Consider the following 14,260-nt stretch of genomic DNA (forward strand, 5'->3'; position numbering starts at 1 on the left):
CCCCACGCCGTCCGCGGGTTCCCAGGAGGCCGTACCGCGGCGGTCCGTCAGCGCCGCAGGGCGGTGAGCGCGGCGACCGGGTCGGGATCGGGCGCGCCCCGCGGCCACCAGTCGTCCTCGCCGGGGTCGGATTCGTAGCCGTACCACCGGCTGTCACGGCCGAAGCGGAGCTGCAGCGTGCCTCGCGCATCGGTCAGGTGGTTGCGCCAGGGCTGGAAGCGCGGGAGGTCCGCGGCGGCCAGGGCGGGGCGTGCCCGGTCGAAGGGGCCGGCGGGCGGGTCCCACGGATGCTCCAGGACGTCCAGGCCCTGGGCGCCGCCCTGTCGCCAGGCCGCGACGGCACGGGCCAGGTCGGTCGTGCTGCGGCCGGTGGCGAAGGCCAGCTCGCGGTAGAGGGCCCTGGTCGTGGCGGTGAGCCCGGCGGTGGGCCGGGACGCGGCGATGCGTACGGCGTCCTGCCAGGTGCTGAGCCCTGCGAGCGGGTCGTCCCCGGTGGCCAGGAGGGTGTGGGCGCGGATCGCGGCGTCCGCGGCGAGGTGGTCCAGGCCGAGCGGGTCGCGGGCACCGGGCAGCTCGGGGTAGGAGGGCGGCTCACCGGCGTACGGCGGCACGGGGAGGGGCGCGGGCAGCGGTGGCAGGAAGCGGTCGGCGAGAGCCTCGGTGGCCGGGACCGAGGGCATGGCGGGCGCCTCGGGGCGTTCCCGGGCGGAGTGCTCCGCGTTGCGGCGGCCCAGTTCGTCGAGGAGTTCGCGCTCGCCCCGCCCGCGCATCAGCAGGAGGACGAACGGGTCGCTGTCGAGCAGCCGCGCCGTCTGGTAGCAGAGGGCGGCGACATGCTTGCAGGGCCAGCCACGGTCCGGGCAGGAGCAGTCCGGGTCCAGGTCACCGGCGGTGGGCAGCAGCCGGATGCCGGTCTCGCCCGCCGTGTCGACCAGCGAGTGCGGCATCTCCTTGTCGAGCAGCGAGGACAGGTGCCCGGGCCGGGCGGCGACGGCGTCCAGGAAGGTGTCCCAGTCCGACGCCGAGAACGTACGGAGACGGAGCTCCGCGCGGTAGGGGCGGGGGCGGCTGCCGTGGACGTAGGCGATGACCCGGCCGGGGGTGACGGTGATCCCTGCGACATGGCCGCCGTCGGCATACGTGCGCCCGCGTTCGAGGCGCCCCTCGTCCATCGACAGGGACTCCAGGGCGTCCACCCAGGCCCGGCCCCACCAGCTGTCGGCGAAGGGGCCGTCGGCCTCGGAGGCACGGGCGGGCACCGCCTCGAACGAACGCCGCAGGTCGTCGGGGCCAGGGCGGGCGGCTGGGCCCGCGCCGGGGGTCATGCCGCCCTCCGGAGCGAGACGAGATCGGCCAGGTCACGGTCGCTGAGCTCGGTCAGGGCGGCCTCGCCGGAACCGAGCACCGCGTCGGCGAGGACCCTCTTGGAGGCCAGCAGTTCACTGATCCGGTCCTCGACGGTGCCCTCGGCGATCAGCCGGTGCACCTGCACGGGCTGGGTCTGGCCGATGCGGTACGCGCGATCGGTGGCCTGCTCCTCGACCGCCGGGTTCCACCACCGGTCGTAGTGGATGACATGGGCGGCGCGGGTGAGGTTGAGCCCTGTGCCGGCGGCCTTGAGGGAGAGCAGGAAGACGGGGGCCTCGCCGGACTGGAACCGGTCCACCATCCGCTCCCGCTCCGCGACCGGCGTGCCGCCGTGGAGCAGTTGGGAGGGGATGGAACGGGCGGCGAGGTGGGCGGAGAGGAGCCGGGCCATCGAGACGTACTGGGTGAAGATCAGGACGGAGCCGTCCTCGGAGAGGATGGTGTCGAGGAGCTCGTCGAGCAGGGCGAGCTTGCCCGAGCGGCCCGTGAGCCGCGTCGGCTCCTCCTTCAGATACTGCGCGGGGTGGTTGCAGATCTGCTTGAGCGAGCCCAGCAGCTTCATGATCAGCCCTCGCCTGGCGATGCCCTCGGACTGCTCGATGAACGCCATGGTCTCGCGGACGGCCGCCTCGTAGAGCGTGGCCTGCTCCCGGGTGAGGAAGACGGGGTGGTCGGTCTCCGTCTTGGGCGGCAGCTCCGGCGCGATGCCCGGGTCGGACTTCTTACGGCGCAGCAGGAAGGGGCGGACCAGCCGGGACAGCCGCTCGACCGCCTCCTCGTTGCCCAGGCCCGCGGCCGTACCGGTGTTCTCCACGATGCGGGCGTGCCGGGCGCGGAAGGCCTTGAGCGGGCCGAGCAGCCCGGGGGTGGTCCAGTCGAGCAGGGCCCAGAGCTCGGAGAGGTTGTTCTCGACGGGGGTGCCGGTCAGCGCGACCCGGGCGGGGGCGGGAATGGTGCGCAGCGCCCTGGCCGTGGAGGAGTGCGGGTTCTTCACGTGCTGCGCCTCGTCGGCGACGACCAGCCCCCAGGTGTGCGCGGCGAGTCGCTCCGCGCTGGATCGCATCGTGCCGTACGTCGTGAGGACGAACCCCGCGTCCGCGCCGGTGAGGCTGCGGTCGGTGCCGTGGAAGCGGCGGACCGGGACTCCGGGCGCGAAACGGTTGATCTCACGGTGCCAGTTGCCGAGGAGGGAGGCGGGACAGACGACGAGGGTCGGGGCGGGGTGGGCACGGTGCAGGTGCAGCGCGATCACGGTGATCGTCTTGCCCAGGCCCATGTCGTCGGCCAGACAGCCCCCGAGCCCGAGAGAGGTCATCCGGTCGAGCCAGGCCAGGCCGCGGAGCTGGTAGTCGCGGAGGGTGGCATCGAGACCGGGTGGCGCGGGGAGCGTGGCGTGCTCGTCCAGGAGGCGGGTGCGGAGCGCGGCGAGCGCCCCGGCCGGCACGGCCTCGACCTGCTCGCCCTCGACCTCGGCGGTGCCGGTCAGGGCGACGGCGAGCGCGTCGACGGGGTCCAGGAGCCCGAGCTCCCGCTTGCGCGCCTTGCGGACGAGCGCGGGGTCGACGACGACCCACTGGTCGCGCAGCCGGACGACTGGGCGGTGTGCCTCGGCGAGGGTGTCCATCTCCGCCTCGGTGAGCCGGTCGTCGCCGAGGGAGAGCTGCCAGTCGAACGCGAAGAGGTGCTCGGCGTCGAAGAACGAGGTGCCGTCGGTGGCCGAACCGGGCGCCGGGCGGACGACGGCCGCCGCGGTGAGCGAGCGGGCGAGCTCGCGCGGCCAGTGGACCGCGACCCCCGCCGCCGCGAGCCGCGCTCCGCCTTCGCCGATCAGTTCGTAGAGCTCGTCCTCGGTGAGGGCGAGGACGTCGGGGACAGGCTGGTCCAGCAGCCGCTCCAGGGGCGGCCAGACGCGGGCTGCGCGGCGCAGTGCGAGCACGGCGTCGATCCGGGCCCTCGGCCCGAACGGCTCACCGGCCTCGCCGTTCCACAACGCGGCCGCGTCGGTGACGTACGTCGGATCGGCCAGGCTGTGCACCTGGGTGATGGCCGCGGCGGCATGGCGCGAGGCGGCCGGCGCGCCCTGCGCGTCCGCCGTCCCGGGCTCCTGCGCGCCGTCGCCGGAGGTGTCGAAGAGGGCGTACGCCGACAGGTCGAGGCGCAGCGAGACGCGTACCCCGGCGTCGAGCCCGGCGGCCACCTCGACGGCCCAGGCCCGGGCCTCCGGCAGCCGCTGCGGCTCGCGGGCGGCGAAGGGCGCTCCCATCGCGTGCGCGGCGGCGGGCGTACGGGGCAGGGTGTCGGCGACGGCGTCGAGGAAGGCGCTGATCAACGCGCGGGCTTCGGGCACCCGCAGGGGTGTGCCCCCGACCGGGACCGCGTGCCCTTCGGGCGGCATCGAGGCGGCGATCGCCCTCAGGTGGGCGATGTCCTCGGCGTCGCGCGGCCCTGCCCGCCAGGCGTCGTGGTCGTCCGCCGTCAGACCGGGAAGCAGCCGGCCGCGCGCCACGAGGGAGAGGGCGTGCAGGGCGGCCGCGCCCCAGGCGCGGGTGGCGGGGTGGGCGGCGGCACGGTGCCGGGCGCGGGCGAGCAGGGGCACCGCCTCCTCCACGGGGAGCGTCACGCAGGGCACCGTGCGGGAGCGGGCACCGGCGTCGCCCTGCCGCCCGACGACCGTGAGCTCGCCGACGGGGTAGGCAGGCCCGTCCTCGCCGGGGAACACCGCGCCGGAACCGCTGATACCGGCGCTGCCGTCCGGGTCCCAGAACGCGATCCGGCCGTCCCGGGGAAGCGCGCCCGGCAGGAACACCGCGGCGCACCGGAGCAGCCGGTCCACGGCTGCGTCGTGCGCCTGCCGCACCATGTCCCCCACCCCTCTCCGCCTCGGTCGTGTGCCGTTTCGCCTGCTCCCGTGAGTCTAGGCGGGGGGTGTGACAGTGCCCGCGACGGCCGTGTCCGGAAGGTGCGGACGACGCGGAGGCACCGGCTCGCGCGGGCCGCACGAAGGGGGCGGACCACGCGGAGGCACCCGGTCGCGCGGGCGGCACGGAAAGGGCGGACAGACGGGCGCGGGCGACGGGGTGCGACCCCGCGCGGGGGGAACGGACGGGGCCGAGAGGCGGGGGCATCGACGGCAGGGCAGGTGCAGCGGTGACGCCGCGGGGGTGTCCACGGCCGGGCGAAGCGGGGTCTCCACGGCCGGGCGAAGCGGGGTCTCCACGGCCGGGCGGGGCGGCAGGCGGGTCAGTGGCGGGTGAAGGGCTCGGAGCGGTGCCGCTCGGGGGGCAGCTCGGGCTCGGGCTCAGGTTCGTACGCGGGCAACGCGTCCGGGTCGAACTCCGGCACCGGGCCCGGACCCGTTCCCGCGAGGGGCTGCTCCGTCATGAACCGGTCCGGCACGTCCTGTTCCGTCAGGGGCCGGTCCTGGCCGAGCCGCTCGGCACCAGTCTCCTGCGTGCCGCCCGGCTCCGGAACGCCCTGCTCCCCGGCGGCCGGCCCGGCCCCTTGCTGCGCTCCGGGGACACCGGGCGGCTGCTGCCCCTGCTGGGCCCGCTCCAGGAAGCGGAGCAGTTCCACGGGGAAGGGCAGCACCAGCGTGGAGTTCTTCTCCGCCGCCACCGCGACCACCGTCTGCAGCAGACGGAGCTGGAGCGCCGCCGGCTGGGTGGACATCTGCTGAGCCGCCTGGGCCAGCTTCTTCGAGGCCTGCAGCTCCGCGTCGGCGTTGATGACCCTGGCGCGCCGCTCACGGTCGGCCTCGGCCTGGCGGGCCATGGAGCGCTTCATCGTCTCCGGCAGCGAGACGTCCTTGATCTCCACCCGGTCGATCTGCACGCCCCAGCCCACGGCCGGGCTGTCGATCATCAGCTCGAGCCCCTGGTTGAGCTTCTCGCGATCGGACAGCAGGTCGTCCAGGTCGCTCTTGCCGATGATCGACCGCAGCGAGGTCTGCGCCATCTGGGACACCGCGAACCGGTAGTCCTCCACCTGGATCACGGCGCTCGCGGCGTCCACCACCTTGAAGTAGATGACGGCGTCCACCCGTACCGTCACGTTGTCCCGGGTGATCCCGTCCTGGGCCGGAACCGGCATCGTGACGATCTGCATGTTGACCTTGCGGAGCCGGTCGACCCCCGGGACGATCATGGTGAAACCAGGGGGGCGCACCTGATCGTGCAGCCGGCCGAGCCTGAGCACCACGCCCCGCTCGTACTGCTTGACCACCCGAGCCGCGGCCATGGCGTACGCCACGCAGCCCGCGATCACCGCCACCAGCGCGATTACCAGCTCCTGGACCATCACGGCCCCCTGCGTCTCGGGAGTGCGTTCCCGCACCCGCCTCATCATGCGCCTATTACCACGATATGCCCCATTCGCGCACCTTCGAACCTCTGTCCGGGTGCCCATGGCCACGGCCGGCCGCGCCCCGGGTGCCGGCGCACGGGGAAACGGGCAGGGTGGCCAGCGCCAGCACGTCTCTGTGACGTACCGATGAGCCGGACGAGCAGACGAGGACCCCGCCCATGTCCGTGACCGCGCCCCCCACCGTTCTCCGCCGACGCGCCGGCATCGCCGCAGGCGCCGTCCTGCTCACTCTGATCACCACCGGCTGCTCCGGCGTCGGGCGCACGGCGGTGGGGCCGGTCTCCTACACGACGGAAGGGGACAAGGTCGTCACCGTGCACAGCCCGTCGGTGAACGGCTGCCACAAGATGACGCCCGCCGGGGCGCACGCGATCGACAACCGCACCCTCGTCGACATCATCCTGTACCCCACCCGCGACTGCTCCGGCCGCAGCACCGCCTACGTCGCCACCACGTTCTCCGACGCCAACGCCGCACGCGCGCTGCCCTGGCGCAGCTACCGGTTCGTCCACTGACCGGAGCGGCCCGGCCGGCCCCGGCCGCGCAGCAGGGCGAACAGCTCCGCCGTCCGCTCCTGCCGGTCGCGGGCGATCAGCACGACCAGCACGACCAGGAGCGCCGGCATGACCGCGTTCGGAGGGTCGAGCAGGGTCAGCTGGACCACGGCGGCGCCGGCCAGCAGCCCGGCCAGGGCGATCGCCGCCACTCCGGCGAGCAGGGGGATCAGCAGGGCGAGGGCGCCTGCCATCTCCAGGCCCCCGATCGTGTACATCGCGCCGCTGCTCCAGCCCATCCGGCCGAAGGAGGCGACGGCCGACTCGTGGGCGACGAGCTTGGCCACGGCACTGAATCCGAGGAACAGCGCGAGGGCGACACGGGCGCCGGTCAGGGCGACCGCGGCGGGACGACGGCGCGTCGCGGCGGCCTCCGGTGCGCTGAGGGTGGTGGCGGTCGGGGTGGCTTCGGACATGGAGGTCTCCTCGCGGGACGTGCGCCGGGGGGCGCGGCCCTTGCCGCACCGCCTCCCGGCGCTCACAGAAGGACAGACCGCGCGGAGCTCCGGAACTCATCGCCCGCCGGGCATCGGACCCACATCCCCTCGGGCGCGTTCAGCCCTTCCCCGGACGGGCGAGCACCCACATGCCGTCCGGCGTGAGGTAGCGGTCGACCGCCAGACCGGCCTCGCCCAGGCAGGCCTCGAACCGCTCGGCCGAGAGCGCGCGGGAGCGGAAGGTCTGGGTCCAGCGGGCGTCCTCGAAGACGTACTCCGCGCGCACCTCGTCCACCCCGTCGCCGAGGGGTTCTGCCGACAGGATGCGTATCGTGCACCCCGCCGCCGGGTCCTCCCGCTCCCGGGGGAGGTCGCTGTGGTAGTCGGCGCCCTCCCGCTGGACGAGCACGACGCCGTCGTCCTTCACATACCTGCGACAGGTCCTGAGCAGCCCTTCCCTGACCCGATGGTCGCTCGTGTGCACCAGGAACGACCCGAGCACGACCGCGTCGAACCGCTCGTCGCCCAGGTCCAGCGTCTCGATCGGGCTCTGCACGGTACGCGCGCCCCGCACCCGCTCCAGCATCTGCGCCGATTCGTCCACGGCGGTCACCACGAAGCCGGACCCGACCAGCGGATGGGTCACCCGGCCCGCCCCGCAGCCCAGTTCGAGCACGCTCGCACCGGGCGGCACGGCCGACCGGATGACGTCCGGTTCGGTGCCGGCGGACAGACGCGCGTACAGCTCGACAGCGCAGCCGTCCGGTGTGATCGAGCCGGGCCCCGTCCCTGTGTGTCCCTCGCGTATCAGGCTCATACCGGGCTGAACGTGCCGCCGGGGCCCGGCGTTCCGCTCAGCAATGCGGATAGCGGCCTTCCGGCCAGGCCACCTGACCGCCGGACTCCATGCAGAGGTCGTCGGCGAGTTCGGTGATCACGGAGCGGCCCTCGACGACGGCCAGCCACGAGGCCGGCAGGGCCGCGTCGCCGTGGCGGGCGCCGAGCAGATTGCCGCAGACGGAACCGGTGGAGTCGCTGTCCCCCGAGTGGTTGACGGAGAGCAGCAGCGCTTCGGCCGCGTCCTCGGCGCGCGGGAACACGAGCGCGCAGTACACGGCGATGGCGAGCGCCTCCTCGGCGACCCATCCGGCGCCGAGCGACTCGACGCGCTCGGCGGCCGGCCGCCCTTGTGCCGCGAGGTCGACCGCCGCGCGCAGCGCGGCCGACGTCTCCTCGTGGCCGTGGTGGCGTGCCAGCAGGTCCATGGCGCGCAGGACGGCCCCGGCCGGGGAGTCGCCTTCCAGGAGATGCGTGACGATCGCGGCCAGAGCCCCGGCCGCGTACGCGCCCGTCGGATGGCCGTGGGTGATCAGCGCGCACCTGGCTGCCAGCCGGAAGCCCGTGTCCGCGTCCTCGCCGAGCAGCCCGAAGGGGGCCGACCTCATGACGGTCCCACAGCCCTTGGAGTGCGGGTTGACGGGACCGGGCCGGCCGAGCGGAGCATCGGAGGCAGGGACCTGGCCGGCTGCCAGTCCCGTGAGGCAGGCGTTGCCGGGTGCCCGGCGCGCGTACAGCCAGGGCTGCTGCCTGAGCCATCCCGTACGTACGCGGTCCTCGCCGCCGCGCACCGGCGGGGAGGGGTGGTTCTGGGTGTCGAGCCAGCGCAGGTAGGCATTGCGGACGATCTCGGTCTCGGCTCCCCCGATGCCCTTCGAGGCCGCGCGGGCACGGGCCCTGATCAGCCCTTCGACCGTGAAGAGCGTCATCTGGGTGTCGTCCGTGATCCGCCCGACGACCCCGTCGGGGTCGGCCACGGGACCGCGGAGACCGCTCTGCCCGTGGGCGCGGCGGATGCCGTCGAGGGAGAGGAACTCGACCGGATTTCCCAGCGCGTCACCGACCGCGCCGCCCAGCAGCGCACCGCGCACCCTGGACCGGCGGGCGACCTCGGCGCCCCATGACGTGCTGTCCCTCATCGTGTGCCCCTGCCCCGTCGTCGTCACGGTCCGCTCCCCGCGTCCGCGTCTGCTTCCGAACACCACGCCGCTGGTTCATGCTGGAGAGGAGGCGATGGTGATGCGTACCGGAAGTGAACCGTCCACCGCGCGCAGTCCCCTGCGGATGCGACTCTCACTGAGTGTATGGGGCATGCTCTGGGCCGTGTTCGGCCTGACGGCATTCCTGTGGGCCGGCCGCCCGGGATGGGCGACGGCCTGCGGGGTGCTGCTGGCGGTCACGGTGACGGACTTCTGCCTCATCCTCCGCCACATCCGCCAGGGCCCGCACTACCAGCCCGGCAGGGACATCCCCCCGTACGAGCCGGACCGGGGCGGGCAGCCCGGCAGGCGCGGCCGCGACCGCTGAGGCAGCCGCGACGGCCGCGGCCTTCAGGGGCGGTCGTCGAAGCGGGCCGCGCGCAGGTATTCCGGGTTCGGGTCGAGCGCGGCGGCCAGCCGGAAGTGGCGGGTGGCCTGCTCGGGACGACCGGCGCGCTGGAACGTGCGGGCCAGGGCGAAGTGCGCGAAGGCGTTGTCCGGCTCGCGCTCCAGGACCAGCTCGAACTCGAGCTCGGCCGGGCGCAGTTGGGCGGCGGCGAAGAAGGCGCGGGCCCGCAGCAGGCGGGCAGCGGTGTTCTCCGGGTGTGCGGCGATCACCGAGTCGAGCAGCTTCACCGCACCCCTCGGGTCCCGCGCGGCGAGCAACTGCTCCGCCGCACGGAAGTCGATGACATGCGTTTCCGGGTTCCTCTCGGGCACGGCCCCATCCTTCCCCTCGCCTTCCGCTCTTCAACATCGGGCCGGGTGCCCGTATTCCGCCGAGCCGAGGACGAGCCGGAGACGGGCGGGAGGCGTCGGGAGCCGGACCGGAGGAAGAAGGACGCCCACGCGGTCCGGGCGGGGCCGGCCGAGAGGCCTCCCGGCCGGGAACGGGCCCGGCCGGGATCAGGCCGGGCCGCGCACAGGGTCAGCCGGTCGCCGCGCGGGTGGTGAGCTCCGACCAGAGCTTGTCGACCTGCGGTTCCAGGTTCTCCAGCGGCCCGTCGTTGTCGACGACGAAATCGGCGACGGCCAGCCGCTCCCCCCGGGTGGCCTGGACCGCCATCCTGGCGCGGGCGTCGGATTCCGTCATGCCGCGCAGCCGGACAAGCCGGTCGAGCTGGGTGCCGGGGCTCGCGTCGACGACGACGACCAGGTCGTAGAGGGGGGCGAGGCCGTTCTCCGTGAGCAGCGGGACGTCGTGGACGACGATCGCGCCGGGTCCGGCTGCCCGCTCCAGTTCGGCGGAACGCGCGCCCACCAACGGGTGCACGATGCCGTTGAGCGTGGCAAGGCGCGCGGAGTCGGCGAAGACGATCTCGCCGAGCGCCGAGCGGTTCAGGGACCCGTCCGTGTTGAGGATGTCCGGACCGAAGGCCTCGACGACGGCGGTGAGCCCGGGGGTGCCGGGCTCCACGACCTCGCGCGCGATCCGGTCCGCGTCGATCAGTACGGCTCCGCAGCGTGCGAGCAGCCGTGACACTTCGCTCTTGCCGGCGCCGATCCCGCCGGTCAGGCCCACTTTCAGCATGCGCCGAGCCTAGCCTCCGGCCGGGGAGCGGCCGGAGGCACACTCAGGAATCGCCCTCACGTTCCGCGAGGAAGCGTTCGAATTCCCTGCCGATCTCGTCCGCCGACGGCAGGTCGACCGGCTCCGCGACGAGGTTGCCCCGCGTCTCGGACCCCGCGACCGCGTCGTACTGGTGCTCCAGCCCTTCGACGAGTGCGACGAGTTCCTCGTCGCCCTGGCCGATCTGACGGTCGATCTCCGTCTGGGTGCGGTGCGCCTCCGTGCGCAGGGTGTGCGCGACGCTCGGCAGGACCAGTCCGGTCGCCCCCGTGATCGCCTCCAGGGTGGTCAGCGCGGCGTCCGGGTAGGCGGAGCGGGCGACGTAGTGCGGCACATGGGCGGCGACACCGAGGACGTCGTGCCCGGCCTCCATCAGCCGGTACTCCACGAGCGCCTCGGCCGAGCCCGGGACCTGCGCCTCGTCGAAGGGGCTGCGGTGGCCGGGCATGAGGTCGGTTCGATTGCCGTGCGGGGTGACGCCGACCGGGCGGGTGTGCGGAACGCCCATCGGGATGCCGTGGAAGTTGACCGAGAGGCGGACACCGAGCCGCTCCACGATCTGCTCCACGGCTGCGGCGAACCTCTCCCACTCCACGTCGGGCTCGGGCCCGGACAGGAGCAGGAAGGGTGCGCCGGTGGCGTCCTGCACGACCCGTACGTCCAGCGTGGGCGCCTCGAACGACGTCCACCGGTCGCGCTTGAAGGTCAGCAGCGGGCGGCGCGCCCGGTAGTCGACGAGCCGGTCGTGGTCGAAGCGGGCGACGATCTGGTGCGGCAGCGTCTCGAGCAGGCCGTCGACGATCTGCTCGCCGGTCTCACCCGCGTCGATGTATCCGTCGAAGTGGTAGAGCATGACCAGGCCGGCCGACTCCTGGGCGAGCGCCATGTCGACGACGGCCAGGCCCTTCGGCTCCCATTCGTACAAACTCTGCGGATCAGGCACGGTTACCGCTCCTCCTCGTGTTCCTCGACAAGAACACCCTGCCCGGCCACGGCATTCCCGACCGCGCCGCTTCACGTCCGGTCAGGCGAGGACGCGGCTGTGCAGGGCTGTCACCGCCTTCCGTGCGGAGGTGAACGCTCCGTGCTGCCAGGCGTCGGTGTGGCTGAGGTAGTCACCGGCGAAGTACACATGCCCGGCACCGCTGTTGAGCGGGGCGAAGGCCGCGGCGTCGGGCCCGCCGGACAGGGAGTGCCAGGCGGCCTCCACGTACGGGGTCTGGCGCCAGTGGTGGGAGAAGGACGTGGCGAGTTCCGTTCGGTACTTGTCGCCGTGGATCTTCACGCCCTGGGCCACCGCCCGCGCCTCCCGCTCGCGCGGCGGGAGGGCGGCGTACGCGTCGGCGTTGGAGCCGGTGTTGTAGTAGCCGATGAGGGTGCCGCGCTCACCGAGGTGCCCGTAGGACGGGTACCAGATGTGGGAGAGATCCATGTCCGTCTCGGTGATCCCGCCGAAGATCCGGTGGTCGGTCTCCCACCAGCGGCTGCGGTACTCCAGCGCGATCTTGCCGGCCGACGACGGCCTGCAGGCCTCCAGGGCGCTCTGCACGGCCTGACCGAGGTTGTGCCGGGTCTTGGCGAGGATGTTGGGCGGCAGGGCGGCGATGCAGTAGTCCGCTTCGATTCGGCGGGTGCGGCCGGACCTCGTGTAGGTGACGGTGACGCCGTGGGCGGTGTCGGTGATGTCGGTGACGGCCGCTCCGGTGAGGACCCTGCGCTCGCCGACCGCGCGGGTGAGGGCCGCGGGTATCCGGTCCATGCCGCCGACGGGCTGGAACATCAGCATGGCCTGGTCGTACTCGAACTCGAAGGAGAAGTAGCGTCCGACGCCGCTCGCGAAGACCTCCGACGCGGTGGGTACGGAGCCGAGCTCCTCGCCCGGGGTGCCCGCGGCGGCGGGGTCGACGCGGTAGCCGCGCCGGGAACTGCCGGTGTAGTCGAGCGTATCGCCGATGTCGCCGAAGTCCTTGAGGAATTCCAGCAGCCTCTCCTGGTCCTCTGCGGTGATCTCCCGGTCGAGTGCGCCCTTGTCGCCGGCCTTGGCCAGGAGCTCGGCGACGTAGCCGTACATGTCGGCCTTGGCGGTGCGGTAACGGACCGGGGCCTTCATGCCGGCCTTCTCGTTGAAGAGGTAGGCGTTGGCGTTCTCGTTGGTGAACACCTCGACGGGTACGCCGAGTTCACGGCAGTAGTCGAGGGTGACCATCCACTGCGGGATCCGGCCGGGCCCCGCGTTCATGTACTGGCCTTCACTGAAGCGGGCGGTCTGCTCGTTGCCGTAGGTGTCGGTGGTCGAATCACCGCCCCGGACGGTGAAGTTGCGCCCACCGGTGCGGCCCCTGGCCTCCAGGACCGTACAGTCGTACCCCGCCTTGCCCAGCTCGTACGCCGCCGCGAGGCCGGCGATGCCGCCTCCGACGACGACCACCTTCGCCGCGGCTCTTCCCTTCAGCGAGAAGTCGCCCGGGCTCGGCGCCCGGAAGGCGGGTTCACGGCCGGCGGCCTGGGCGGTGGGGGCGAGGCCGAGTGCGCCCATGGTGGCGAACATCGCGCCCGCGCCGCCGGTGATGCCCACACTGCGCAGAAAGCTGCGGCGGCTGGCACCTGCCGGCACGGGAGGGGTCTGCGCGACGCGTGAGGCATTCGAGACGTGAGTCATTCCCAAGCTCCCCTGGTGATCCTGATGTTGCGCCGGATCCTGACAAGGGTGTGTTACGGGGCGTCAGCAACTCGTGTATCTCACACGTTTCCACTTCCACTTCCCCGGGCCGGCTCGTCGACCCGGAGTTCAGCGCCTCGGAACCCATCAGGCCGAGCTCATTGGTCCAGACCTTGACATGCCCACACCCCGTCCCTACCGTCACGGGCAGCTTCAGAGCTTCGGCCTGCGTTCACGTACGCGAACCCCTGGAACTCCTCCGACGGGAAGGCACCCCCATGCGCACCCGCACACTGATCCCCGCCCTGCTGACGGCCGCTCTCGCCACGGGCTACCTGCCCGCCGCCACGGCCGGAGCGGCGCAGGCGGCCGGCATCGAGGTCGGAACGGCGGCGCAGCTCAAGGCGGCGCTCGCCGCCGCCGCTCCCGGTGACACGATCCGGCTCGCCGACGGCACGTACACCGGCAACTTCAAGGCGACCGTCCCGGCCACCCCGGCCGCGCGCATCACCCTCACCGGCTCCTCGCGGGCGGTCCTGACGGCGGGTGGAGGTTACGGCCTGCACCTGAACGGCGCGGACCACTGGACGGTCCGGGGGATCACGGTCACCGGCGGACAGAAGGGGATCGTGACCGACGCGGCGGACGGGGTCGTCATCGACTCGGTGACCGTGCACGACCTCGACATGGAGGGCATCCACTTCCGCGCGTCGAGCCGGGACGGGACCCTCGTGAACTCCTGGATCCACGACACGGGGCATGACGGGCGTGGGATGGGTGAGGGCGTCTACGTCGGCTCGGCGGGCAACCTGACCGACCGCAGCGACGGGGCGAAGATCATCGGCAACACCATCGGCCCGGGGGTCGGCGGCGAGAACGTCGACATCAAGGAGGGCACCACCGGCGCACAGATCATCGGCAACACCTTCGACGGCGGCGGGCTGACCGGCGCCAACTACGACGACTCGTGGGTCGACGTGAAGGGCAACGACGTACTGGTCGAGAACAACCGGGGCGTGCGCACCACGAACAACGGATACGAGACGCACACGCAACAGAGCGGCTGGGGCTGCGGCACCGTCTTCCGGGGGAACGTCTCGGACCTGACCGGCGCCACCGGCGGCAGGCAGCTCGCCGTCGACGTCACGAACCGGAGCGCGGACTGCCCCACCACCGTGTACGCGAGCAACACGGTCACCGGCGGAAAGGGCCTGACGAACATCCCCGTCACGCCCTGATCGCCGTCCGGGTACGAGTGAGGCCCGCCCCCCGAA

General features: G+C 73.0%; 13 protein-coding genes. 3 read left to right on the top strand and 10 right to left on the bottom strand.

The features are described from left to right. Positions 1 to 47: 47 nt before the first annotated feature. The 3 genes from ACFYQ6_RS00960 to ACFYQ6_RS00970 all read right to left on the bottom strand — a co-directional run bounded on the left by ACFYQ6_RS00960 (position 48) and on the right by ACFYQ6_RS00970 (position 5,664). Positions 48 to 1,325, bottom strand: coding sequence for an SWIM zinc finger family protein (locus ACFYQ6_RS00960; RefSeq protein ID WP_361583250.1), 1,278 nt, complete (start codon positions 1,323 to 1,325; stop codon positions 48 to 50). After that, positions 1,322 to 4,228, bottom strand: a complete 2,907-nt coding sequence (locus ACFYQ6_RS00965; protein WP_388759581.1) for a DEAD/DEAH box helicase — start codon at positions 4,226 to 4,228, stop codon at positions 1,322 to 1,324. The genes ACFYQ6_RS00960 and ACFYQ6_RS00965 overlap by 4 nt, the downstream gene beginning before the upstream one ends. A 380-nt stretch (positions 4,229 to 4,608) precedes the next feature. Further along, positions 4,609 to 5,664: a slipin family protein gene (locus ACFYQ6_RS00970; RefSeq protein ID WP_361583453.1), complete on the bottom strand. Its 1,056-nt coding sequence runs from the start codon at positions 5,662 to 5,664 to the stop codon at positions 4,609 to 4,611. A gap of 224 nt (positions 5,665 to 5,888) precedes the next feature. Here ACFYQ6_RS00970 and ACFYQ6_RS00975 point away from each other — a divergent pair, with 224 nt between their 5' ends. Next, a complete protein-coding gene (locus ACFYQ6_RS00975; RefSeq protein ID WP_388759584.1) occupies positions 5,889 to 6,245 on the top strand; it encodes a hypothetical protein in 357 nt (118 codons plus the stop codon). On the opposite strand, the gene ACFYQ6_RS00980 is transcribed toward ACFYQ6_RS00975, so the two are convergent. The 3 genes from ACFYQ6_RS00980 to ACFYQ6_RS00990 all read right to left on the bottom strand — a co-directional run bounded on the left by ACFYQ6_RS00980 (position 6,227) and on the right by ACFYQ6_RS00990 (position 8,697). Then, the gene (locus ACFYQ6_RS00980) at positions 6,227 to 6,700 is read right to left on the bottom strand and encodes a DoxX family protein (protein ID WP_361583259.1); all 474 of its coding nucleotides are present in this window, start codon (positions 6,698 to 6,700) and stop codon (positions 6,227 to 6,229) included. The two genes, ACFYQ6_RS00975 and ACFYQ6_RS00980, sit on opposite strands and share 19 nt — an antisense overlap. Positions 6,701 to 6,839: 139 nt before the next feature. Next, positions 6,840 to 7,538, bottom strand: coding sequence for a class I SAM-dependent methyltransferase (locus tag ACFYQ6_RS00985; protein WP_361583261.1), 699 nt, complete (start codon positions 7,536 to 7,538; stop codon positions 6,840 to 6,842). 37 nt (positions 7,539 to 7,575) lie between these two features. Beyond that, positions 7,576 to 8,697, bottom strand: coding sequence for an ADP-ribosylglycohydrolase family protein (locus ACFYQ6_RS00990; RefSeq protein ID WP_388760885.1), 1,122 nt, complete (start codon positions 8,695 to 8,697; stop codon positions 7,576 to 7,578). Positions 8,698 to 8,842: 145 nt separating this feature from the next. Here ACFYQ6_RS00990 and ACFYQ6_RS00995 point away from each other — a divergent pair, with 145 nt between their 5' ends. Beyond that, entirely contained in the window at positions 8,843 to 9,085 is a 243-nt protein-coding gene (locus ACFYQ6_RS00995) for a DUF6343 family protein (protein WP_388760888.1), read from the top strand. A 23-nt stretch (positions 9,086 to 9,108) separates the two neighbouring features. Here ACFYQ6_RS00995 and ACFYQ6_RS01000 read toward each other — a convergent pair whose 3' ends face one another. The 4 genes from ACFYQ6_RS01000 to ACFYQ6_RS01015 form a co-directional block, all read right to left on the bottom strand. Next, complete coding sequence (locus tag ACFYQ6_RS01000) at positions 9,109 to 9,477, bottom strand: tetratricopeptide repeat protein (RefSeq protein WP_145802325.1); 369 nt, start codon at positions 9,475 to 9,477, stop codon at positions 9,109 to 9,111. Between the two features lie 208 nt (positions 9,478 to 9,685). Further along, positions 9,686 to 10,288 carry a dephospho-CoA kinase gene (gene coaE, locus ACFYQ6_RS01005; RefSeq protein WP_361583264.1) on the bottom strand — a complete coding sequence of 201 codons (603 nt, stop codon included), beginning with the start codon at positions 10,286 to 10,288 and terminating at the stop codon, positions 9,686 to 9,688. Between the two features lie 43 nt (positions 10,289 to 10,331). Continuing rightward, positions 10,332 to 11,270, bottom strand: a complete 939-nt coding sequence (locus tag ACFYQ6_RS01010; RefSeq protein ID WP_361583267.1) for a PAC2 family protein — start codon at positions 11,268 to 11,270, stop codon at positions 10,332 to 10,334. An 81-nt stretch (positions 11,271 to 11,351) separates the two neighbouring features. Next, complete coding sequence (locus ACFYQ6_RS01015; protein ID WP_388760891.1) at positions 11,352 to 12,875, bottom strand: flavin monoamine oxidase family protein; 1,524 nt, start codon at positions 12,873 to 12,875, stop codon at positions 11,352 to 11,354. A 389-nt stretch (positions 12,876 to 13,264) separates the two neighbouring features. Here ACFYQ6_RS01015 and ACFYQ6_RS01020 point away from each other — a divergent pair, with 389 nt between their 5' ends. Continuing rightward, entirely contained in the window at positions 13,265 to 14,224 is a 960-nt protein-coding gene (locus tag ACFYQ6_RS01020; RefSeq protein ID WP_388759588.1) for a right-handed parallel beta-helix repeat-containing protein, read from the top strand. The last annotated feature ends 36 nt before the right edge of the window (positions 14,225 to 14,260 follow it).

Origin of the sequence: Streptomyces sp. NPDC005494, assembly GCF_042872025.1 — a bacterium.
In the GTDB taxonomy this organism is placed as follows: domain Bacteria; phylum Actinomycetota; class Actinomycetes; order Streptomycetales; family Streptomycetaceae; genus Streptomyces.